The sequence below is a fragment of the Pseudomonas sp. LBUM1674 genome, assembly GCF_059695635.1.
Genome location: NZ_CP166779.1, coordinates 3,468,286 through 3,488,041 on the forward strand (window position 1 = coordinate 3,468,286; position 19,756 = coordinate 3,488,041).

Here is a 19,756-nt window from a genome sequence, read left to right on the forward strand (position 1 = left end):
GGGTCCATTTGGCGTCACAATTTCTTGTGCTGTTCTACCCATTTTCCGTAGGCATTGATGAATTTCTGCAGGAACGGCTTGACCGTCTCGGACAGCTTACCCGTCTCGTCGAACGCCGAACCGGCACCGCTCAAGTAGGCTTCCGGCTGCTGCATGCAGGGTACATCGAGGAACACCATGGACTGGCGCAGGTGATGGTTGGCACCAAATCCGCCCACCGCACCCGGTGAAACGCTGATCACCGCCCCCGGCTTGCCGCCCCAGGCGCTCTGGCCGTAGGGGCGCGAACCGACGTCGATCGCATTCTTCAATGGCGCCGGCACCGAACGGTTGTATTCGGGGGTCACGAACAGCAATGCGTCGGATGAGCTCACTTGTTGTCGGAAAGTGCTGTAGGCTGCCGGCGGTGAAGCGCCATCGATATCTTCGTTGTAGAGCGGCAGGTCGCCGATTTCGATGATGTTCAGCTTGAGATTCGCCGGCGCCAGATCGGCCAGGGCCAGCGCGACCTTGCGATTGAGCGATTCCTTTCTCAAGCTGCCGACCAGTACGGCGATCGTGTAGACATTGCTCATGGAAAATTCTCGACTATCCGATAGAAAGAGCTACTAGTTATAGATGACGATTCAAGCAGTGGGCGACTAAAACATTGCCCCTGACTATTTTTTTCCAGCAGGAAAACTTACCTCACCCAACCAAGGTCTACAGACCCGCACATTGCGTGATTTATCTCCAGAGGTTCTAAGCAGATGGCAGCAGTACTCGTCGGTCAGTTCCATGCAAGAGACGCGGAAGGCCGCGTTTATCTAGTGCATGAGTTCCAGGACTCCACCCCGTCGGCAGACGGTCTTACCGGCTCGGTGCCTGTCACCACCTATAAGCTGGCCATTGGCGATCGAATGAAAAAACTCGATGACAACCGGTTTCAGCTGATTCAATCGGACGTCACTATCACGCGCGAACCTGACACTTATGTCGGCCAGCTGCCGGAAACCACCGTTGCCTCATAACCTGCCGTTATGAGCGGAAGTCATATGCGCGCACTTGAGTTAGGATTCAGTCACTGACTCCCTCACCTGCCGAACATGGACTTCACGCATGCGTTTACGTCATATCGAAGTGATCCAGGCGCTCTTGCAGACCGGTCACCTGGGTACCGCCGCCGAATGGCTGCAGTTGCCGGTGGCCGAGGTTGAACGCATTCTGCGCGATGCCGAGGAGCAGTTGGGTTTCATGCTGTTTTCCAGCGTGCGTGGACGCCTGCAGGCCACGCGCGAGGCGCGGGCGCTGCAGGTTGAAATCGCCCACGTCTATGACGCACTCGAGCCGGTCCAGCGCCTGGCCAGCAGCCTCAAGCACTATCAAGCCCCGCCCCTGCGAATCATCTGCACCCCGCCCCTGGCACAACAACTGTTGCCGCAGAGCATTGCAACTTTGCGCAAGCGCCTGCCCGACGCGCCTTGCAGCCTGCTGAGCCAGCCCACCCGCGAGATCGTCAGAAGCCTGTTGCTACGCGAAAGCGATCTGGGCCTGAGCCTGCACGATCCCGATCACGCCGACATCCATTGCCAGGTGATCGCCCAGGGCAAACTTCAACTGCTCGCCCCCCATGGCTGGTTGCAACCGAAACAGAAGTACATCTCGCTGCAAGACCTGGCGGGGCAATCGATGGTGGGGCTGGAAGGTCATGATCCGTTGAGCCCGGCGCTCGACCACAAACTACACGCGCTGCGCCCTGCCCCAGTGTTCCACACCCGGGTCCAGACTCATCAGATGATGCGCAGCATGGTCGAGGCCGGCGAAGGCCTGGCGATTGTCGACCCGTTTACCGCTCTCGGGGCCAGGTCGACCGGGCTCGACGCTTGCCCGCTGGCGCCCGCGGTGCCGATCAGCCTCTATGCCCTGACTCTGAAAAACGGCGAACCCTCGCTGGCCGTTCAGGCATTACTGGACATCGTCACGGAACAAGCCGCGGCGATGCTGACGAGCTAAACGGATTTTCCAGCGGGTTATCGAACAATCGATACCAGAACAGCGCCACTTCGGCGGTGTTCGGATCAATACCGCGATAGCGCAGATGATCGATCCCGCCCACCACGAAGCCGCAGCGCTCATAGAGCCGACAGGCACCCAGGTTATTGTTCTGGGTTTCGAGCATGATGCCCGGCAGTTTTTTCTTGCGACTCCAGAACTGCGCCACATCCAGCAGTGCCTTGGCCACGCCATGTCGGCGGGCAGGCGCGTGCACCGCCAACTCATCGATATGGGCAAAGCCGTTCCAATTGGTGCTCACCACCAGGTGTCCCACCGGCTCGTCATCGAGATAAGCCATGAAAATCTCGCTGTCGGTCGCCTCGCGGAAACTGCTGAATTCCTCGGGATCGATGCCGTAACACTTGCGGTAAGGCGTGATAGGCGTCACCAGCCAGCGCTCCACCGGCTTGCCGATTTCAGCGGCGCCATAGGCCGCGACTTCAAAACTGAAATCACTGCCCCAGATATAAGCGGCAAAACCATCGTCGGCAACGCGCACCGACAGCCCTGGGTACTGCGGATTCATGACCGGTTGCATACTGGGAAAGGTCCTCATTCCTTGATGCAATCGACGGTGTAATGCCGTCCATTGCCCTCGTCTTCGTGTTGCAAGCCGTGCACATCAACGACAAACCCCGGGAAGCTGCTGTCGAACGTACGGGCAAACGCCAGGTAATCGATAATCGAGCGCGTCGACCCGGTAAAACGTTCGCCGGGCATGATCAACGGAATCCCCGGCGGGTACGGCACCAGCATCACAGCGGCGATCCGCCCATCCAGGTCATCGATCGACACCGCTTCAACGTCGCCACGCACCAACTGATCATAGGCGTCGGATGGCTTCATGGCGATTTCCGGCAGCACGGTGTACATGCGCTTGAGGTGTTTGGCCGTGGCGTTGCTGCGGTAGCAGGCGTGCAATTGATCGCACAGATCGCGCAGCCCCATGCCCTGATAGCGCGCGACATTCGCTTGCGCCACGCACGGCAGGCAGCTGGCGAGACTGACATTGGCATCGTAGCTGCGCTTGAATTCCAGCAACTCGGTCAGCAGCGTGCTCCATTTGCCCTTGGTGATGCCCATGGAAAACAGCACCAGGAAGGAATACAGCCCGGTCTTTTCGACGACCAGGCCACGTTCCCAGAGGAATTTGCTGACCACCGCCGCCGGAATTCCGCGCTCGCTGAGGGCTCCGCCTGCGGTCAGGCCCGGCATCACCAGGGTGACCTTGATCGGATCGAGCAATACGTAGTCGTCAGTCACGCCGCCAAAACCGTGCCAGTCGGCCTCGGGTTTCAGCAACCAGTCTGCGGTGACGACACGGTCGATGCCTTCCACCGAAGGCGGCTGCCAAATCGAAAACCACCAGTCATCAGCGGCAATGTGCTGCCGCAGATTGGCCAGGGCCCGCCGAAAACTCAGGGCCTCGTCGAACATTTCCTGCAACAGCGAACGTCCTGCCGGCCCCTCCATCATGGCCGATGCCACGTCCAGGGACGCGATGATGCTGTACTGCGGCGAGGTGGAGATGTGCATCATGAACGCTTCATTGAAGCGATCCCGGTCCAGCTGCCGCGCGCCGCCGTCCTGGACGTGAATCATCGAGGCCTGGCTGAACGCTGCCAACAGCTTGTGGGTGGAATGGGTGGTGAACACCAGCGGACTGTCTTCACTGCGGGAAGTGCCCATGCCATAGCGCCCGGCGAAAAACTCATGAAATGCCGCATAGGCGTACCAGGCCTCGTCGAAGTGCAAGACCTCGACGCTGTTGCCCAGGTTCTGTTTGATCAGTTCGGCGTTGTAACAAAGGCCGTCGTAGGTGGAGTTGGTGATCACCGCGAGCTTGACCCTGGGCGCCCGGCCCTTGGTCAGCGGGCTGGCGTCGATCTTGGCCTGGATTGATTCGCGGCTGAATTCGCTCAAGGGTATCGGGCCGATGATCCCCAGCTCATTGCGCTCCGGGCACAGGTACAACGGAATGGCCCCGGTCATGATGATCGAATGCAGCACCGACTTGTGACAATTGCGATCCACCAGCACCAGGTCATCCCGGGCGACCATCGAATGCCAGACGATCTTATTGGCGGTCGAGGTGCCATTGATGACGAAGAAGGTGTGATCGGCGCCGAAGTTGCGGGCGGCACGGGCCTCCGCTTCTGCCAGGGGGCCGGTGTGATCGAGCAGCGAACCCAATTCCGGCACCGACACCGACAAATCCGAACGCAGGGTGTTTTCGCCGAAGAACTGGTGGAACGCCTGTCCGACCGGACTCTTGTGATACGCCACGCCACCGCCGTGACCGGGCGTGTGCCAGGAATAATTGGAGTCGGCGGTGTGTTGCACCAGGGCTTTGAAGAACGGTGGCAGCAGGCCATCGAGGTATTTGCGCGCGGCGCGAGCCACCTGACGGGCGAGGAACGGCACGGTGTCTTCGAACAGGTACAGAATGCCGCGCAGTTGATTGAGTTCAGCCATGGCATCGGCCGGGGCGTTCTCCAGGGTCACCTGTTCACCCAGGGCGAAAATCGGCAGGTCCGGCGCACGCACTCGCGCCAGGCCGATCAGCTCGGCCATGTTGTGCAGCAGATGCGAGTCGGTGCTGGCGTCCTCAGCGGCGATCAACATGCACGAGAGACCGTGATGAGTCGAGGCGACGAGACGCCCTTCGGTATAATCCACGGCGCCGAGAATGCTGAAGCCTTCCTGCTCCAGCTCCCGGGCAATACCCCGCACACGGTCACCGGCGACGGTGTCGGCCTTGATGTCGCGGTGGACGATCAGGACCGGGAATTTCAAATCTTTATACATGAGGCTCAGTGTCCTGAGGCGGCGGGCCGTGGCCTGCCAATACCGTCAGGGTAGAGGGTTGGAGCGGATGTGGCGAGTGCGGCGCCCTGAAATGGGTCATTGGGCGCATTCCAGCGGTGCGGTATTGAAGATCAAAAGATCGCAGCCTCGTTTCACTCGACAGCTCCTACAAGTGAAAACGAGGCTGCGATCTTTTCGGGCCTACGCCACCCCTACGCCTGAGCCTTGGCCTCCGCCAGTTGCTGCCACAACGACGGCGCACCAGCGGACTTGGCGATGGCTTCGAGGCGCGCAATGTGCTGGGCCAGGTCGTCTTCACTGGCGCGAATGACGCGCGTCGGTTGACGGTCGGCCGGCAAACGGCGGATTTCAGTGGCCGAGTTGTCCGCGCCTTCACCGGAACCGTTGCCATCGGAAGCATTACCGGCCAGGGACAGGCTGGTCTGGCCGCCGGTCATGGTCAGGTAGACGTCGGCAAGGATCTCGGAGTCGAGCAAGGCGCCGTGCAGTTCACGGCCGGAGTTATCGACGTCGTAGCGTTTGCACAAGGCATCGAGGCTGTTGCGCTGCCCGGGGTGACGCTCCCGGGCCATCATCAGGGTATCGAGGATCGAGCAGTGTTGCGTGATGTCCGCGCGATCGTGCTGGCCCATCAGGGCAAATTCGTTGTTGATGAAGCCAACGTCGAACGCCGCGTTATGGATGATCAGCTGCGCGCCCTTGATGAACTCAAAGAACTCGTCGGCCACTTCGGTGAAACGCGGCTTGCCCACCAGGAATTCGTTGGTGATGCCGTGGACGCCGATGGCGCCTTCATCACTCTCGCGATCCGGTTGCAGGTAAACGTGGAAATGTCGGCCCGTCAGGCGCCGACCAATCAACTCGACACAACCGATTTCGATAATCCGGTGGCCATCGGTCACCGGCATGCCGGTGGTTTCGGTATCGAGTACAACGGATCTGGTGGCCATCAGTGCTCAGCTCTCAACGGGTCGTTCTTACAAAAGCGGCGATGTTAACACGCTCGCGGGATCGGGCGCGCCACGCCAAGTGATGCAAACGCCGTGGATTTTCAGCAAAATCGCGTCATCGTTCATCGCGAGCAAGCTCGCTCCCACAGGGGATTTGCGCCCGATAGAGATCCAATGTGGGAGCGAGCTTGCTCGCGATGGCCGCGACGCGGTGTATTGGCAGAAACTGAATCAGGCCTGCTTGTACCCACGCACTTCATCCACCCCTCGGTTGGCCAGCTGGTCGGCCCGTTCGTTGCCATGGTGGCCGATATGCCCGCGTACCCATTTCCAGGTGACTTTGTGCCGGTTGACCTGCTCATCCAGCAGTTTCCACAGATCGGCGTTTTTTACCGGTTCCTTCGCCGCGGTCTTCCAGCCGCGCTTTTTCCAGTTGTCCATCCACTCGTTGATGCCTTTCATCACGTACTGGGAGTCGGTGACCAGCAGTACGTCGCAGGAACGCTTGAGTTCTTCCAGGCCGCGGATCGCGCCCATCAGTTCCATGCGGTTGTTGGTGGTGTTGGCTTCGCCGCCCCAGAGTTCTTTTTCAACGCCCTTGCACACCAGCAATGCGCCCCAGCCGCCAGGGCCAGGATTGCCTTTGCAGGCGCCGTCGGTGAAGAGTTCTACGCTATCGCTCATGCCAATCTATCCAGAAAATGCGGTTGGCCCGCCGATCCATGACCGACGATGCCCGAGGCCGGGACAAACCCGACCGGGAATATGAATGTGTATTACGGCTCGACGCGGCGACGGTTGACCTTGGCCATCGGCAACGGAATCAGCTTGCCCATCGGTTCGCGCCGCTCCTGACGCAGCGGCCGCAGGCCTACCACGATCTTGCGCGCGACCAGGAGATAGAAGCCGCCACCCGACAGTTGCCAGTCACCGGCCTTGCGCTCCCAACCGGCCAGGCGGGCCTGCCAGGCGGGGGACGCCAGCGGCGGACGATAGCATCCGAAGCGGCGTTTCTCCAGCGCAAAGCCCAGCAGGTTCAGCCAGTCACCGACCCTGAACGGGGAAATGCAGCGCGCCTTGCGCAAGCCATCGTGAGCGAATACATGGCGCAAGCCCCAGGTGCTCCAGGGGTTGATCCCGACGATCAGCAGATGACCGCCGGGGCGCACGCTGCTGGCGGCTTCGCGCAGCAGACCGTGAGGCGACAGGCAGAAATCCAGCCCGTGTTGCAGCACCACCACATCGGCGGCATGCTCGCTCAATGGCCAAGCCTGCTCTTCGCAGACGATCTCGACCCCCGGCAACGGCGCGCCGAGCCGCACATTGCGCTGCACCTGCGGCGCCGACGGCGGTGTCTGGGCCGACGGACCGTAATGCACCAGGTAGCCGCCGAAGAAGCGCCCCAGCTCGTCTTCGAGCATGAGGCGCTCTTCGTCCAGCAGAAATTGCCCGATCGGGCCGGACAGCCATTCACGGGCCGCGCTGATCAACGTCAGCCACTCAGGATCGGCCTGAGCGAACGCTTTATCGGTCATTGCATTTCTCCAAAGCGCCAGGAAGTTCTAAGATGCGCCATTGTTTTCCGCTTGGCGAATCCGACGATGATACAGATCAGTGCCCTGCCCGCCTTCACCGACAACTACATCTGGTTGTTACAAGACCACCACACCCGGCGCTGTGCGGTCGTCGATCCGGGGGATGCCGGGCCGGTCCAGGCCTGGCTCGCGGCGCATCCGGAATGGGTACTGAGCGATATTCTGATCACTCACCATCATCATGACCATGTCGGCGGCGTCGAACAGCTCAAAAAAGCGACAGACGCGACCGTCTATGGCCCGGCCAGTGAAAACATCCCGGCCCGGGACGTCGCCCTCAAGGACGGCGACCGCTTCAGCGTGCTGGGCTGTGACTTCGAGGTCATCGCAATCCCTGGCCATACGCTGGGGCACATCGCCCTTTATCACCAGGGCCTGCTGTTTAGCGGTGACACCCTGTTCGCCGCAGGATGCGGGCGCCTGTTCGAAGGTACGCCTGAGCAAATGCACAGTTCGCTGACACGCCTCGCGGCCCTTCCCGACGATACGCGAGTCTACTGCGGTCATGAATACACCCTGAGCAATCTGCGCTTCGCCATCGCGGTCGAACCGGGCAACCCGGATATCGCCGAACGGCTGGCCACCGTCACCGGGCAACGGGAAGCCGGGATCATCACCCTGCCGTCGACATTGGCCCTGGAAAAGCTCACCAATCCGTTTTTACGTACCGGAGAAACATCCGTTAAAGAAAAAGTGGACGAACGGAACGGAACTCATGACCGGGCTCCGAGTACGGTCTTTGCTGCTCTTCGCGCTTGGAAAGATAAGTTCTAAGCCGCCTTGCCGATGGTACAAAAATTCTGAATGGTTGACCTAGGGGGGTACGCTTTCTAGAATCCTCCGACATTTTTGCCCGGAACTTACTTCCAGCCAATGTCGTCATCCATTCGCAAAGCCATCAATACAGACGCATTGACCCGCCTGGCTCAAGCCATCGCGGTGGCTGTGTCCGCCACCCTGGCGGGCTGTTCCAGCCATGTGCCGCAGACCGACGCGACACACACGCCGAATCTCGCCGCTCGAGCCAAGCCAAAGCCAGTGCTGCTCAGCGTAAAACCAACCCCGCAAATACCCCAGGATGTCTGGGAGCGCATGCGCCAGGGCTTCCAGCTGCAGGACACCGTCGGCGTCAACCCGCGTATCGAGCAACAGCGCCTGTGGTTCGCCAGCAACCCCTCCTTCCTGGAAAACGCCGGCGAACGCGGCAGCCTGTACATCCATTACATCGTCGAACGCCTCGAAGAACGCAACATGCCGCTGGAGCTGGCGCTGCTGCCAGTGATTGAAAGCGCCTACAACCCGATGGCCTATTCCCGGGCCAACGCGGTGGGTCTGTGGCAATTCATCCCTTCCACCGGCCGCTACTTCAACCTGCGTCAGACCCGCTTCTACGATGGCCGGCGCGATATCACCGCCTCGACCACGGCGGCGATGGACTACCTGACCCGCCTGCATGACATGTTCAACGGTGACTGGTTGCTGGCCCTGGCGGCCTACAACGCCGGCGAAGGCACCGTCAGCCGGGCGATCGAGCGCAACGAAAAGCTGGGCCTGCCGACCGATTACTGGAACCTGCCACTGCCGGCCGAAACCCAGGCCTACGTGCCGAAGCTGCTGGCGCTGTCGCAGGTGGTACTGGCACCGGACGCCTACGGCGTGAACCTCAACCCGATCGCCAACGAACCCTACTTCCAGGTCGTCGAAATCAACCAGCGCATGGACCTGTCCAAGGTTGCCGCGGTGGCCAACATCGACGAAGACGAACTGTTCCAGCTCAACCCCGCGTTCAAACAACGCACCACCATCGATGGCCCCCAGCATCTGCTGGTGCCGACGTCCAAGGCGCAGCTGCTGACCACCAACCTGTCGACCATGCGGCCTGACGAGTTGATCAGCAAAAAACCCCTCAAGCCGGTGTTCGAGGGTGCCGACAGCCCCGCCGTGGCCGGCGTCAAGCGTTCCTACCGGGTCAAGCGCGGCGACAACCTGGGCACCATCGCCAAGGCCAACAAGGTCGACGTCAAGGACCTGCAGCGCTGGAACAAACTGACCGGCAAGAATCTCAAGGCCGGTCAGACCCTGGTCATGCAGGACACCACCAAGCGCAGCGCCGGGCGCGTCAACACCGTGGTGGCGGCCACCAGCAAGAAGCAGCAGACCCGGTACAAGGTCAAGCAAGGCGATTCGCTGTACATGGTGGCCAAGCGTTTCAATGTTGAAATGCAGCACCTCAAGCGCTGGAACCCTCGGATCGGCCAGGCGCTGAAGCCGGGACAGATGTTGACGGTGGCTTCGCCTCGTTAAAACCAGCCCCTGCATAGGGGCTTTTTTTTGCCTGTTGTTTCAAGGATGGCCTTTATCCCCAGCAATTAACCGCGCATTAAATCCCCGTCTTTTTCCTGCCCAGACAAGCTGTTACTGTACGGCCCACAAAGCCCAAGCCGCCTGGATCGGATCTCTGACTTGAAGCGTCCCCTCCTCCTGTTCCTGATCAGCCTGGCCTTGAGCTCCACCGCAAGCGCGACGATCAGCGAAAGCCATGGTTATGCGCAGTTCGGCACGCTCAAGTACCCGGCCAGATTTACCCACTTCGACTGGGTCAACCCGCAAGCGCCCAAGGGCGGTACCTTGCGGGTGATGGCGTTTGGCACCTTCGATACGCTCAACCCCTACACCTTCAAAGGTTCAAGCCCGGTTTCGACCCCCAATTTCCTGCAGTACGGCATCAACGAGCTCAACGAACCCTTGATGGTCGGCACCGGCCAGTACGCACCGTCCGGCGACGAGCCGACGTCCAGTTATGGCCTGATCGCCCAATCGGTGGAGTACAACGAGGACCGCAGCTGGGTGGTGTTCAACCTGCGCCCGGAAGCGCGGTTCCATGATGGCTCGCCGATTACCGCCTACGACGTGGCGTTTTCCTACCGCCTGCTGCTCAAGGAAGGCCACCCGCAATACCGCACCAATCTTCAGGAAGTGTCGCGGGTCGACATCCTCAACCCGCATCGGATCCGCTTCGTCTTCAAGCGCGCCGGCAATCCCTTGCTAATCCTGCGCCTGGGCGAGTTGCCGGTGCTGGCGCAGCACTACTGGAAGGGTCGCGACTTCAAGGCCACCACCTTCGAACCGCCCCTGGGCAGCGGACCCTATCGCATTACTTCGGTAACGCCCGGGCGGCAGATCGTGTTCGAACGGGTCAAGGATTACTGGGGCAAGGACCTGCCGGTCAATCGCGGCAAGTACAACGTCGACCGCATGGAAGTCGAGTTCTACCGTGACAGCGACGTCGCGTTCGAAGCCTTCAAGGCCGGCGAGTTCGACATCTATATCGAACACCAGGCGAAGAACTGGGAAAACGGCTACAACTTCCCGGCGGTGCGCCGCGGCGACGTGATCAAGGCGCAGATCCCGCACCAGATCCCGACCCAGACCCAGGGCCTGTTCATGAACAGCCGGCGCCCGACCTTCTCCGAGGCCAGGGTCCGTGAAGCCTTGGGGCTGATGTTCGACTTCGAGTGGACCAACCGCACGCTGTTCGGCGGCGCCTACCAGCGCGCCCTGAGCTACTACCCCAACAGCGAGTTCTCGGCCACGGGCCTGCCAGTCGGCCATGAGTGGCTGATGCTCAAGCCGTATCGCGAGCAGTTACCCGCCAGGCTGCTCACCGAGCCGTTCAGCCTGCCGCAGACCCAGGGCCGCGGCATTCCCCGGGACACCCTGCGCAAGGCCCTCGGCCTGCTGGCCGAGGCCGGCTGGAAGCTCAATGGCCAACGACTGCAGAACGCCGCCGGGCAACCGATGCGCCTGGAGATCCTGCTGGTCAATCCCAATCTGGAACGCATCCTTCAACCTTACATCGAAAACCTGGTCAGTATCGGCATCGACGCCCGGCTGCGCACGGTCGATCGCGCCCAGTACAAACAACGCCTCGATCAGTTCGATTTCGACATGATCCTGTTGACCCTGAACCAGACCCTCAGCCCCGGCCTGGAGCAATGGCAGTACTTCCATTCCAGCCAGGTCGGGGTCAAGGGCAGCAAAAACTACGCGGGCATCGCCAATCCGGTGGTCGACCACCTGCTCGAACACTTGCTCGCCGCCCAGACCCGCGACGAACAGGTCGCCGCCGGCAAGGCGCTGGACCGGGTGTTGCTGTGGCAGCACTACATCATTCCCAACTGGTACCTCAATTATCACCGCCTGGCCTACCGCAACCGGTTCGCCTTTGTCACCACGCCGCCCTACACCCTGGGTTTGAGCGCGTGGTGGCTGAAATCTTCGGAGAAGGATCGATGAAACCCGTCCGTGCCCTGCTATTGCACGCCAGCGGCCTGTTGTTCGCCGGGCTGGCCTGCGCCGCCCCGCAACATGCCCTGACCTTGTACAACGAGCCGCCGAAATACCCGGCCGACTTCCAGCATTTCGATTACGTGAACCCCGATGCGCCCAAGGGCGGGATATTCCGCCAGGCCGGGTTCGGCGGCTTCGACAGCCTCAACCCGTTCATCGGCAAGGGTGTACCGGCCGACGACATCGGCATGATCTACGACACCCTGGCGAAGCAGGGCCTGGACGAACCGTTCACCGAGTACGGGCTGGTCGCCGGCAAGATCGAGAAAGCCTCGGACAACAGCTGGGTGCGCTTTTACCTGCGCCCCGAAGCGCACTTCCACGACGGCCATCCGATCCGTGCCGAAGACGTGGTGTTCAGCTTCGAGACCCTGACCAGGGACGGCGCTCCGCTTTACCGCGGTTACTACAGCGACGTCGCCGAAGTGGTCGCCGAAGACCCGCTCAAGGTGCTGTTCAAATTCAAGCACAACAACAACCGCGAACTGCCGCTGATCCTCGGCCAGTTGCCGGTACTGCCCAAGCATTGGTGGGCCAGCCGCGACTTCAACAAGGGCAACCTGGAACTGCCGCTGGGCAGCGGTCCGTACAAGGTCAGCGAAGTGAAGGCCGGGCGCTCGGTGCGCTATGAGCGGGTCAAGGATTACTGGGGCAAGGACCTGCCGGTCAATCGCGGGTTCTACAACTTCGACGTCATGACCACCGACTATTACCGCGACAACACCGTGGCCCTCGAAGCACTCAAGGCCGGTCAGTTCGATTACTGGCTGGAGATGGCCGCGAAGAACTGGGCCAACGCCTACAACATCCCGGCCGTCACCGAGGGCAGGTTGATCAAGGAACAAATCCCCAACGGCAACCCCACCGGCATGCAAGGCTTTGTGTTCAATCTGCGGCGCCCGGTGTTCCAGGACCTGCGCGTGCGCCAGGCCCTGACCCTGTTGCTGGACTTCGAATGGACCAACAAGCAACTGTTCAACGGCGCCTACGCGCGCACCCGCAGTTATTTCGAAAACTCGGAAATGGCCGCCAGCGGCCTGCCGGACGCCGATCAGCTGGCGATTCTCGACCCGTTCCGCGGCAAGATCCCCGAGCAAGTGTTCAGCGAGTCGTTCCAGAACCCGGTCACCGACGGCAGCGGCATGATCCGCGCCCAGCAACGCAAGGCTTATCAACTGTTGCAAGAGGCCGGCTGGCGCATCGTCGACGACAAGATGGCCGACGCCACCGGCAAACCGGTGACCATCGAATTCCTGCTGGCCCAGACCGAATTCGAGCGGGTGCTGCTGCCGTTCAAGCGCAACCTCAGCGATCTGGGCATCGACCTGATGATCCGCCGGGTCGACGTCTCGCAGTACATCAACCGGGTGCGCTCGCGGGACTTCGACATGATCGTCGGCAGCTTCCCGCAGTCCAACTCACCGGGCAACGAACAGCGCGAGTTCTGGATGGCCGCCGCCGCCGACAAACCCGGCAGCCGCAACTCCATGGGCCTGAAAGACCCGGTGGTGGACCAGCTGGTCGAGCAGCTGATCAACGCCGACTCGCGGCAAAGCCTGGTGGCCCATGCCCGCGCACTGGACCGGGTGCTGCAATGGGGCTACTACGTGATCCCCAACTGGCACATCAAGACCTGGCGCGTGGCCTACTGGAATCACATCGGCCACCCGGCCATCTCACCCAAGTACGATGTCGGCATCACCACCTGGTGGATCAAGCCCGACGCCAAACCTGCGTTAGAAATCGAAACCAAACTGCAAGCCGACCCTGCGGGCACGGAGTAACAGATGCTGGCGTATATTTTTCGGCGACTGCTGCTGATCATCCCCACCTTGCTCGGCATTTTGCTGATCAACTTCGTGATCATCCAGGCCGCCCCCGGCGGGCCGGTGGAACAGATGATCGCCAAGCTCGAAGGCTTCGAAGGCGCCACCAGCCGCATCGCCGGCGGTGGTGCCGAAGTCTCGGTGGCCGGTTCGGCCTATCGTGGGGCGCAAGGCCTGGACCCGGCGCTGGTCAAGGAAATCGAGCACATGTACGGCTTCGATAAATCGGCGCCGGAACGCTTGTGGATCATGATCAAGAACTACGCCACCCTGGATTTCGGCGACAGCTTCTTCCGCGACGCCAAGGTCATCGACCTCATCAAGGAGAAGATGCCGGTATCGATCTCCCTCGGGTTGTGGAGCACGCTGATCATGTACCTGGTGTCGATCCCCCTGGGAATCGCCAAGGCCACGCGCCACGGCAGCCACTTCGACGTCTGGACCAGCTCATTGATCATCGTCGGCTACGCGATCCCGGCGTTCCTGTTCGCCATCCTGCTGATCGTGCTGTTCGCCGGTGGCAGCTACCTTGACTGGTTCCCGTTGCGCGGGCTGACCTCGAACAATTTCGACGAGTTGAGCATGGGCGGCAAGATCCTCGACTACTTCTGGCACCTGGCCTTACCGGTGACCGCACTGGTGATCGGCAACTTCGCGACCATGACCCTGCTGACCAAGAACAGCTTCCTCGACGAAATCAACAAACAGTACGTCGTCACCGCCAAGGCCAAGGGCCTGACCAACCACCGCGTGCTCTACGGCCACGTGTTCCGCAATGCCATGCTGCTGGTGATCGCCGGGTTTCCGTCGGCGTTCATTGGTATCTTCTTCACCGGTTCCTTGCTGGTGGAAGTGATCTTCTCCCTCGACGGCCTCGGGCTGATGAGTTTTGAAGCGGCGATCAACCGCGACTACCCGGTGGTCTTCGGCACACTGTTCATCTTCACCCTGCTGGGGCTGGTGGTGAAGCTGATCGGCGACCTCACCTACACCTTCGTCGATCCGCGCATCGACTTCGAAAGCCGGGAGCATTGAGATGAACCTGTCCCCTCTCAATCGCCGACGTTTCGAACTGTTCAAGGCCAACAAGCGTGGCTGGTGGTCGCTGTGGCTGTTTCTGCTGCTGTTCGGCCTGAGCCTCGGCGCCGAGCTGATCGCCAACGACAAACCGCTGGTGGTGCACTACGACGACGGCTGGTACTTCCCGGCGCTCAAACGCTACCCGGAAACCGCGTTCGGCGGCGAATTCCCGCTGGAAGCCAACTACAAGAGCCCGTACATCCGCGAACTGCTCAAGGCCAAGGACGCCTGGGTGCTGTGGGCGCCGATCCCCTACAGCTACCAGAGCATCAACTACGACCTGAAAGTCCCGGCTCCCGCGCCGCCCTCGACCGACAACCTGCTGGGCACCGACGACCAGGGCCGCGATGTATTGGCCCGGGTGATTTACGGCTTCCGGATCTCGGTGCTGTTCGCCCTGACCCTGACCATTCTCAGCTCGATCATCGGCGTCATCGCCGGGGCCTTGCAGGGCTTCTACGGCGGCTGGGTCGACCTGGCCGGGCAGCGTTTCCTCGAGATCTGGTCCGGGTTGCCGGTGCTGTACCTGCTGATCATCCTCGCCAGTTTCGTCCAGCCGAACTTCTGGTGGCTGCTGGGGATCATGCTGCTGTTCTCGTGGATGAGCCTGGTGGACGTGGTGCGCGCCGAATTCCTGCGCGGGCGCAACCTTGAATACGTGCGTGCGGCCCGGGCGCTGGGGATGCAGAATGGTGCGATCATGTTCCGCCACATCTTGCCCAATGCCATGGTCTCGACCATGACCTTCATGCCGTTCATCCTGACCGGCGCCATCGGCACCCTGACCGCCCTCGACTTCCTGGGCTTCGGTTTGCCGCCGGGTGCGCCGTCCCTGGGCGAACTGGTGGCCCAGGGCAAATCCAACCTGCAGGCGCCGTGGCTGGGCATGAGCGCGTTTGCGGTGCTGGCGTTGATGTTGAGTTTGCTGGTGTTTATCGGCGAGTCCGCTCGCGATGCCTTCGACCCGAGGAAGTGAAATGAATCAGGACAATCTGATCGAAGTGCGCGACCTGGCCGTCGAATTTGTCGTCGGCGAGCGTGTTCAGCGGGTGGTCGAAGGCGTCAGCTTCGACATCAAGCGCGGCGAAACCCTGGCCCTGGTCGGCGAAAGCGGCTCAGGCAAATCGGTGACAGCACACTCGATCCTGCGCCTGCTGCCCTACCCGCTCGCCCGGCATCCGTCCGGTACCATCGAGTATTCCGGGCGAAACCTGCTGGATCTGAAAGAAAAAACCATCCGCCACATCCGTGGCAACCGGATCGCGATGATCTTCCAGGAGCCGATGACCTCGCTCAATCCGCTGCACTCGATCGAGAAGCAGATCAACGAGGTGCTGGGCATCCACAAGGGCCTGATCGGCAAAGTAGCGACCAAACGCACCCTGGAATTGCTGGAGATGGTCGGCATCCCGGAGCCTGAGAAGCGCCTCAAGGCCCTGCCCCATGAATTGTCCGGCGGCCAGCGCCAACGGGTGATGATCGCCATGGCCCTGGCCAACGAGCCGGAACTGCTGATCGCCGACGAACCGACCACCGCGCTGGACGTGACGGTTCAACTGAAAATCCTCGAATTGCTCAAGGAACTGCAGGCCCGACTGGGCATGGCGCTGCTGTTGATCAGCCACGATTTGAACCTTGTGCGAAGAATTGCGCATCGCGTATGTGTCATGCAGCGCGGTTGCATCGTCGAACAGGCATCGTGTGAAGAGTTGTTCCGCGCGCCGCAGCATCCGTACACTCGGGAACTGCTGGCAGCGGAGCCCGGCGGGACGCCGGCGAGCAATGTCATCGGCCCGCCTTTGCTGCAAGTCGAGGACCTGAAAGTCTGGTTCCCGATCAAGAAAGGCTTGCTGAAAAAGACCGTGGATCACATCAAGGCGGTCGACGGGATCAATTTCAGCCTGCCTCAAGGCCAGACCTTGGGGATTGTGGGAGAAAGCGGTTCCGGCAAGTCGACACTGGGTTTGGCGATTTTGCGGCTGATCGGCAGCAAAGGCACCATCCGTTTTGAAGGCAAGCAGCTAGACTGCCTGACGCAGCAACAGGTTCGACCGCTGCGTCGGGAGATGCAGGTAGTGTTCCAGGACCCGTTCGGCAGCCTGAGCCCACGGATGTGCGTGAGCCAGATCGTCGGCGAAGGCCTGCGCATCCACAAGATGGGCACCGAGGCGGAACAGGAACTGGCGATTATTGCGGCACTCAAGGAGGTAGGCCTGGACCCGGAAACCCGGAACCGCTACCCCCACGAATTTTCCGGTGGGCAACGGCAGAGAATCGCCATTGCCCGGGCATTAGTGCTGAAACCGGCGTTGATTCTGCTGGACGAGCCGACCTCGGCCCTCGACCGGACAGTGCAACGCCAAGTGGTGGAGCTTTTGCGTTCACTGCAAACCAAGTACAACCTGACGTATCTGTTTATCAGCCATGACCTGGCTGTCGTCAAAGCGCTGAGCCACCAGCTGATGGTGGTCAAGCAGGGCCAAGTGGTCGAACAGGGAGACGCGCAAAGTATTTTTGCCGCCCCCCAACATCCGTATACACAGCAGTTGCTGGAAGCCGCTTTCCTGGCCCCAGCCACTGCGCAATAACCTGAAAAGAGAGGAGCAACACATGGGTTTTCTCGCCGGTAAGCGCGTACTGATCGTCGGTGTCGCCAGCAAGCTGTCCATCGCATCCGGCATCGCTGCCGCCATGCATCGCGAGGGCGCTGAGCTTGCCTTCACTTATCAGAACGACAAACTCAAGGGTCGTGTCGAAGAGTTCGCACAAAGCTGGGGTTCCAACCCTGACCTGTGCTTCCCGTGCGACGTGGCCAGCGATGAAGAAATCGCCAAGGTTTTCGTTGAGCTGGGCAAGAAGTGGGACGGCCTGGACTGCATCGTGCACTCCGTCGGCTTCGCCCCGGGCGACCAACTGGACGGCGACTTCACCGAAGCCACCACCCGTGAAGGTTTCCGCATCGCTCACGACATCAGCGCCTACAGCTTCGTGGCCCTGGCCAAGGCCGGCCGCGAAATGATGAAAGGCCGCAACGGCAGCCTGCTGACCCTGTCGTACCTGGGCGCCGAGCGCACCATGCCCAACTACAACGTGATGGGCATGGCCAAGGCTTCCCTGGAAGCTGGCGTACGTTACCTGGCCGGCTCCCTGGGCCCGGACGGCACCCGCGTCAACTGCGTATCGGCTGGCCCGATCCGCACCCTCGCCGCTTCCGGCATCAAGAACTTCCGCAAGATGCTGGCCGCCAACGAAGCGCAAACCCCGCTGCGTCGCAACGTCACCATCGACGAAGTCGGCAACGCCGGCGCCTTCCTGTGCTCGGACCTGGCGTCGGGCATCAGCGGCGAAATCATGTACGTAGACGGTGGTTTCAACACCACGGCCATGGGTAGCCTCGAAGAGTAATCTTCGGTCAGCCAACTAAAAAACCCGCCTTTTCAGGCGGGTTTTTTGTGCCTGCGATTTGAGGGCTCACCGCGATCCCTTGTAGGAGCTGGCTTGCCAGCGAAGGCGGTCGTGCACTCGCCAGATCCACTTCGCCCGTGTCGACCTGACTCAACAGGTTCAATGACACGCCGGGTACCAGTTTTGGCTCCAGCAGCGGCGCCTGTCGGCGCAATCGCAGCAACGCCTGGGGCAACAACCCGGTCTGGGCCGTGGCCACCGCGCCGATTTTCAACTCGCCGCGATACTCGCTGACGTCATCACTGACCGCCATGCGGCTGAAGGTTTCCAGCATTTCCCTGGCCATGGGCAACGCCCGCTGCCCCGCCGCATTGAGCAGCGCCTGGCGTCCGGTCCGATCAAATAACCGAATGCCAAGAGCCTGTTCCAGATTGCGAATCTGTGCGCTGACCGCCGATTGCGTCAGGCCGATATGCATCCCCGCCGCAGCGAAGGTGCCGTAGCGCGTCACGGCAATGAAGGCTTTCAGTTCCCGCAGCATGGCGTTCTCAATTGATCGAAATAATTTGAGCTCGATGCAAAAATTATCGTCTTTCAATCAAAAAGCACAGGGCTAAACTCAGTCTGAATCCAGATAACCGAGGCACACTTGATGCAACTTTCCCCTTTTCACTTGGCCATCCCGGTCTACGATCTGCCCGCCACGCGGAATTTCTACGGCACTGTGTTCGGTCTGGAAGAAGGTAGATCCAGCGAGCATTGGGTTGATTTCAATTTTTTCGGCCATCAATTGGTCATTCATCTGGCGCCGAAAAACGCCTCTCAAGAAGCCGCCCACACCAATGCCGTCGACGGCCACGACGTACCCGTCCCGCATTTCGGTGTGGTGTTGGGGATGGCGCAATGGGAAGCGCTGGCCGAGCGTTTGAAAGCCCTGGGTACGCGCTTCGTGATCGAACCGGGTATTCGCTTTCAGGGATTGGCGGGCGAGCAAGCGACGATGTTTCTGTTCGACCCCTGCGGCAATGCGCTTGAGTTCAAGGCGTTCAAGGATATTGGGCAGTTGTTTGCCAAGTGAAGAGAATGGGCGCCTGTAAGGACGCCTACCGGTGCAACGCCCTTGCGGCCTCAGCCAGCAGCTCCTCGACGCCATGGTGAAGAGCGGCGTCGAACTCGATCTGCCCAATACTGAAACGAATGTCATAACCGCGACGCACCGTGGCATTGCGCTCGTCGAGCATTTCTTCGAGACGCGCCTTGATCGGAGCGATGTCCACCCAGCCCGTGCCGGTCAACAACGCGACAAATTCATCATCACCGAGTCGACCAATCACGTCGTTTTCGCGAAACGCAATGCGCAGCACATCCGCGAAGGTCTTCAGGGCATTGTCGCCCTCGGCACGGCCATACAGATAATTGATGTGTTTGAATTCATCGAGATCGAAAAACAGCAGGGTCGCTGGCCGTCCCAACTGCTGGCAGGCGTCCAGTCCCAGTTGGGCAAGCGCCGTGAAACCGTGACGATTGGAGAGCAGCGTCAGCTCATCCATGCTCGCCATCTGCAAGCCCATAAGCTCTTGCTCGGCCTTGCGGGCCAGCTCACGCAGCAATTCGCGCTCTTGCAGTGGCGTGCGCAAGGGGTCTGCGCAAGCACTGTGTTTGACCGGTTTGCCTGGGATCAGCATTA

Annotated in this window: 18 protein-coding genes and 1 pseudogene; 11 read left to right on the forward strand and 8 right to left on the reverse strand. The window is 60.8% G+C overall.

Annotated features, from left to right (window positions below; translation table 11 throughout):
- Positions 1 to 14: 14 nt before the first annotated feature.
- Positions 15 to 575, reverse strand: coding sequence for an NADPH-dependent FMN reductase (locus tag ACA067_RS15960; RefSeq protein WP_497462645.1), 561 nt, complete (start codon positions 573 to 575; stop codon positions 15 to 17).
- Between the two features lie 174 nt (positions 576 to 749).
- Here ACA067_RS15960 and ACA067_RS15965 point away from each other — a divergent pair, with 174 nt between their 5' ends.
- Positions 750 to 1,010: a hypothetical protein gene (locus ACA067_RS15965; protein WP_497462646.1), complete on the forward strand. Its 261-nt coding sequence runs from the start codon at positions 750 to 752 to the stop codon at positions 1,008 to 1,010.
- Positions 1,011 to 1,098: 88 nt separating this feature from the next.
- Entirely contained in the window at positions 1,099 to 1,992 is an 894-nt protein-coding gene (locus ACA067_RS15970) for a LysR family transcriptional regulator (RefSeq protein WP_497462647.1), read from the forward strand.
- On the opposite strand, the gene ACA067_RS15975 is transcribed toward ACA067_RS15970, so the two are convergent.
- The 5 genes from ACA067_RS15975 to ACA067_RS15995 all read right to left on the reverse strand — a co-directional run bounded on the left by ACA067_RS15975 (position 1,958) and on the right by ACA067_RS15995 (position 7,348).
- Positions 1,958 to 2,572 carry a GNAT family N-acetyltransferase gene (locus ACA067_RS15975; RefSeq protein WP_497462648.1) on the reverse strand — a complete coding sequence of 205 codons (615 nt, stop codon included), beginning with the start codon at positions 2,570 to 2,572 and terminating at the stop codon, positions 1,958 to 1,960. The two genes, ACA067_RS15970 and ACA067_RS15975, sit on opposite strands and share 35 nt — an antisense overlap.
- A 14-nt stretch (positions 2,573 to 2,586) precedes the next feature.
- Complete coding sequence (locus ACA067_RS15980; RefSeq protein ID WP_497462649.1) at positions 2,587 to 4,842, reverse strand: Orn/Lys/Arg family decarboxylase; 2,256 nt, start codon at positions 4,840 to 4,842, stop codon at positions 2,587 to 2,589.
- Between the two features lie 212 nt (positions 4,843 to 5,054).
- Positions 5,055 to 5,813 (reverse strand): DNA polymerase III subunit epsilon, encoded by a 759-nt coding sequence (gene dnaQ, locus ACA067_RS15985; RefSeq protein WP_497462650.1) that lies wholly within the window; start codon positions 5,811 to 5,813, stop codon positions 5,055 to 5,057.
- Between the two features lie 231 nt (positions 5,814 to 6,044).
- Positions 6,045 to 6,497: a ribonuclease HI gene (rnhA, locus tag ACA067_RS15990; RefSeq protein ID WP_493144845.1), complete on the reverse strand. Its 453-nt coding sequence runs from the start codon at positions 6,495 to 6,497 to the stop codon at positions 6,045 to 6,047.
- A 92-nt stretch (positions 6,498 to 6,589) separates the two neighbouring features.
- Complete coding sequence (locus ACA067_RS15995) at positions 6,590 to 7,348, reverse strand: class I SAM-dependent methyltransferase (RefSeq protein WP_497462651.1); 759 nt, start codon at positions 7,346 to 7,348, stop codon at positions 6,590 to 6,592.
- Positions 7,349 to 7,414: 66 nt separating this feature from the next.
- Between ACA067_RS15995 and gloB the strand changes: the two genes are divergently transcribed.
- The 8 genes from gloB (at position 7,415) to fabI (ending at position 18,069) form a co-directional block, all read left to right on the forward strand.
- Positions 7,415 to 8,182 (forward strand): hydroxyacylglutathione hydrolase, encoded by a 768-nt coding sequence (gloB, locus tag ACA067_RS16000; RefSeq protein ID WP_497462652.1) that lies wholly within the window; start codon positions 7,415 to 7,417, stop codon positions 8,180 to 8,182.
- 99 nt (positions 8,183 to 8,281) lie between these two features.
- Complete coding sequence (locus tag ACA067_RS16005; protein WP_497462653.1) at positions 8,282 to 9,712, forward strand: transglycosylase SLT domain-containing protein; 1,431 nt, start codon at positions 8,282 to 8,284, stop codon at positions 9,710 to 9,712.
- Positions 9,713 to 9,889: 177 nt separating this feature from the next.
- Positions 9,890 to 11,704: an extracellular solute-binding protein gene (locus ACA067_RS16010; protein ID WP_497462786.1), complete on the forward strand. Its 1,815-nt coding sequence runs from the start codon at positions 9,890 to 9,892 to the stop codon at positions 11,702 to 11,704.
- On the forward strand, positions 11,701 to 13,542 hold the full coding sequence (locus tag ACA067_RS16015; RefSeq protein ID WP_497462654.1) for an extracellular solute-binding protein: 1,842 nt from the start codon (positions 11,701 to 11,703) through the stop codon (positions 13,540 to 13,542). The genes ACA067_RS16010 and ACA067_RS16015 overlap by 4 nt, the downstream gene beginning before the upstream one ends.
- Before the next feature lie 3 nt (positions 13,543 to 13,545).
- On the forward strand, positions 13,546 to 14,619 hold the full coding sequence (locus tag ACA067_RS16020; protein WP_064677970.1) for a microcin C ABC transporter permease YejB: 1,074 nt from the start codon (positions 13,546 to 13,548) through the stop codon (positions 14,617 to 14,619).
- Position 14,620: 1 nt separating this feature from the next.
- Positions 14,621 to 15,640, forward strand: coding sequence for an ABC transporter permease (locus ACA067_RS16025; RefSeq protein WP_150749002.1), 1,020 nt, complete (start codon positions 14,621 to 14,623; stop codon positions 15,638 to 15,640).
- A gap of 1 nt (position 15,641) precedes the next feature.
- Positions 15,642 to 17,252, forward strand: a complete 1,611-nt coding sequence (locus ACA067_RS16030) for an ABC transporter ATP-binding protein (protein WP_497462655.1) — start codon at positions 15,642 to 15,644, stop codon at positions 17,250 to 17,252.
- A 22-nt stretch (positions 17,253 to 17,274) separates the two neighbouring features.
- Positions 17,275 to 18,069: an enoyl-ACP reductase FabI gene (gene fabI / locus ACA067_RS16035; RefSeq protein WP_008152082.1), complete on the forward strand. Its 795-nt coding sequence runs from the start codon at positions 17,275 to 17,277 to the stop codon at positions 18,067 to 18,069.
- Between the two features lie 79 nt (positions 18,070 to 18,148).
- Here fabI and ACA067_RS16040 read toward each other — a convergent pair.
- Positions 18,149 to 18,610, reverse strand: a pseudogene (locus ACA067_RS16040) (LysR family transcriptional regulator); the annotation flags it as partial.
- Positions 18,611 to 18,721: 111 nt separating this feature from the next.
- Here ACA067_RS16040 and ACA067_RS16045 point away from each other — a divergent pair.
- The gene (locus ACA067_RS16045; protein ID WP_497462656.1) at positions 18,722 to 19,147 is read left to right on the forward strand and encodes a VOC family protein; all 426 of its coding nucleotides are present in this window, start codon (positions 18,722 to 18,724) and stop codon (positions 19,145 to 19,147) included.
- A 25-nt stretch (positions 19,148 to 19,172) separates the two neighbouring features.
- Here ACA067_RS16045 and ACA067_RS16050 read toward each other — a convergent pair whose 3' ends face one another.
- Positions 19,173 to 19,754: a GGDEF domain-containing protein gene (locus ACA067_RS16050; RefSeq protein ID WP_497462657.1), complete on the reverse strand. Its 582-nt coding sequence runs from the start codon at positions 19,752 to 19,754 to the stop codon at positions 19,173 to 19,175.
- Positions 19,755 to 19,756 lie beyond the last annotated feature (2 nt).

Coding starts and splice junctions, on each gene's coding strand:
- ACA067_RS15960 (WP_497462645.1), bottom strand. CDS start 575: ATGAGCAATGTCTACACGATCGCCGTACTGGTCGGCAGCTTGAGAAAG.
- ACA067_RS15980 (WP_497462649.1), bottom strand. CDS start 4,842: ATGTATAAAGATTTGAAATTCCCGGTCCTGATCGTCCACCGCGACATC.
- ACA067_RS16005 (WP_497462653.1), top strand. CDS start 8,282: ATGTCGTCATCCATTCGCAAAGCCATCAATACAGACGCATTGACCCGC.
- ACA067_RS16045 (WP_497462656.1), top strand. CDS start 18,722: ATGCAACTTTCCCCTTTTCACTTGGCCATCCCGGTCTACGATCTGCCC.
- ACA067_RS15965 (WP_497462646.1), top strand. CDS start 750: ATGGCAGCAGTACTCGTCGGTCAGTTCCATGCAAGAGACGCGGAAGGC.
- rnhA (WP_493144845.1), bottom strand. CDS start 6,497: ATGAGCGATAGCGTAGAACTCTTCACCGACGGCGCCTGCAAAGGCAAT.
- ACA067_RS15970 (WP_497462647.1), top strand. CDS start 1,099: ATGCGTTTACGTCATATCGAAGTGATCCAGGCGCTCTTGCAGACCGGT.
- fabI (WP_008152082.1), top strand. CDS start 17,275: ATGGGTTTTCTCGCCGGTAAGCGCGTACTGATCGTCGGTGTCGCCAGC.
- ACA067_RS16050 (WP_497462657.1), bottom strand. CDS start 19,754: ATGCTGATCCCAGGCAAACCGGTCAAACACAGTGCTTGCGCAGACCCC.
- ACA067_RS15995 (WP_497462651.1), bottom strand. CDS start 7,348: ATGACCGATAAAGCGTTCGCTCAGGCCGATCCTGAGTGGCTGACGTTG.
- ACA067_RS16030 (WP_497462655.1), top strand. CDS start 15,642: ATGAATCAGGACAATCTGATCGAAGTGCGCGACCTGGCCGTCGAATTT.
- ACA067_RS16025 (WP_150749002.1), top strand. CDS start 14,621: ATGAACCTGTCCCCTCTCAATCGCCGACGTTTCGAACTGTTCAAGGCC.
- gloB (WP_497462652.1), top strand. CDS start 7,415: ATGATACAGATCAGTGCCCTGCCCGCCTTCACCGACAACTACATCTGG.
- ACA067_RS16020 (WP_064677970.1), top strand. CDS start 13,546: ATGCTGGCGTATATTTTTCGGCGACTGCTGCTGATCATCCCCACCTTG.
- ACA067_RS15975 (WP_497462648.1), bottom strand. CDS start 2,572: ATGCAACCGGTCATGAATCCGCAGTACCCAGGGCTGTCGGTGCGCGTT.
- ACA067_RS16015 (WP_497462654.1), top strand. CDS start 11,701: ATGAAACCCGTCCGTGCCCTGCTATTGCACGCCAGCGGCCTGTTGTTC.
- dnaQ (WP_497462650.1), bottom strand. CDS start 5,813: ATGGCCACCAGATCCGTTGTACTCGATACCGAAACCACCGGCATGCCG.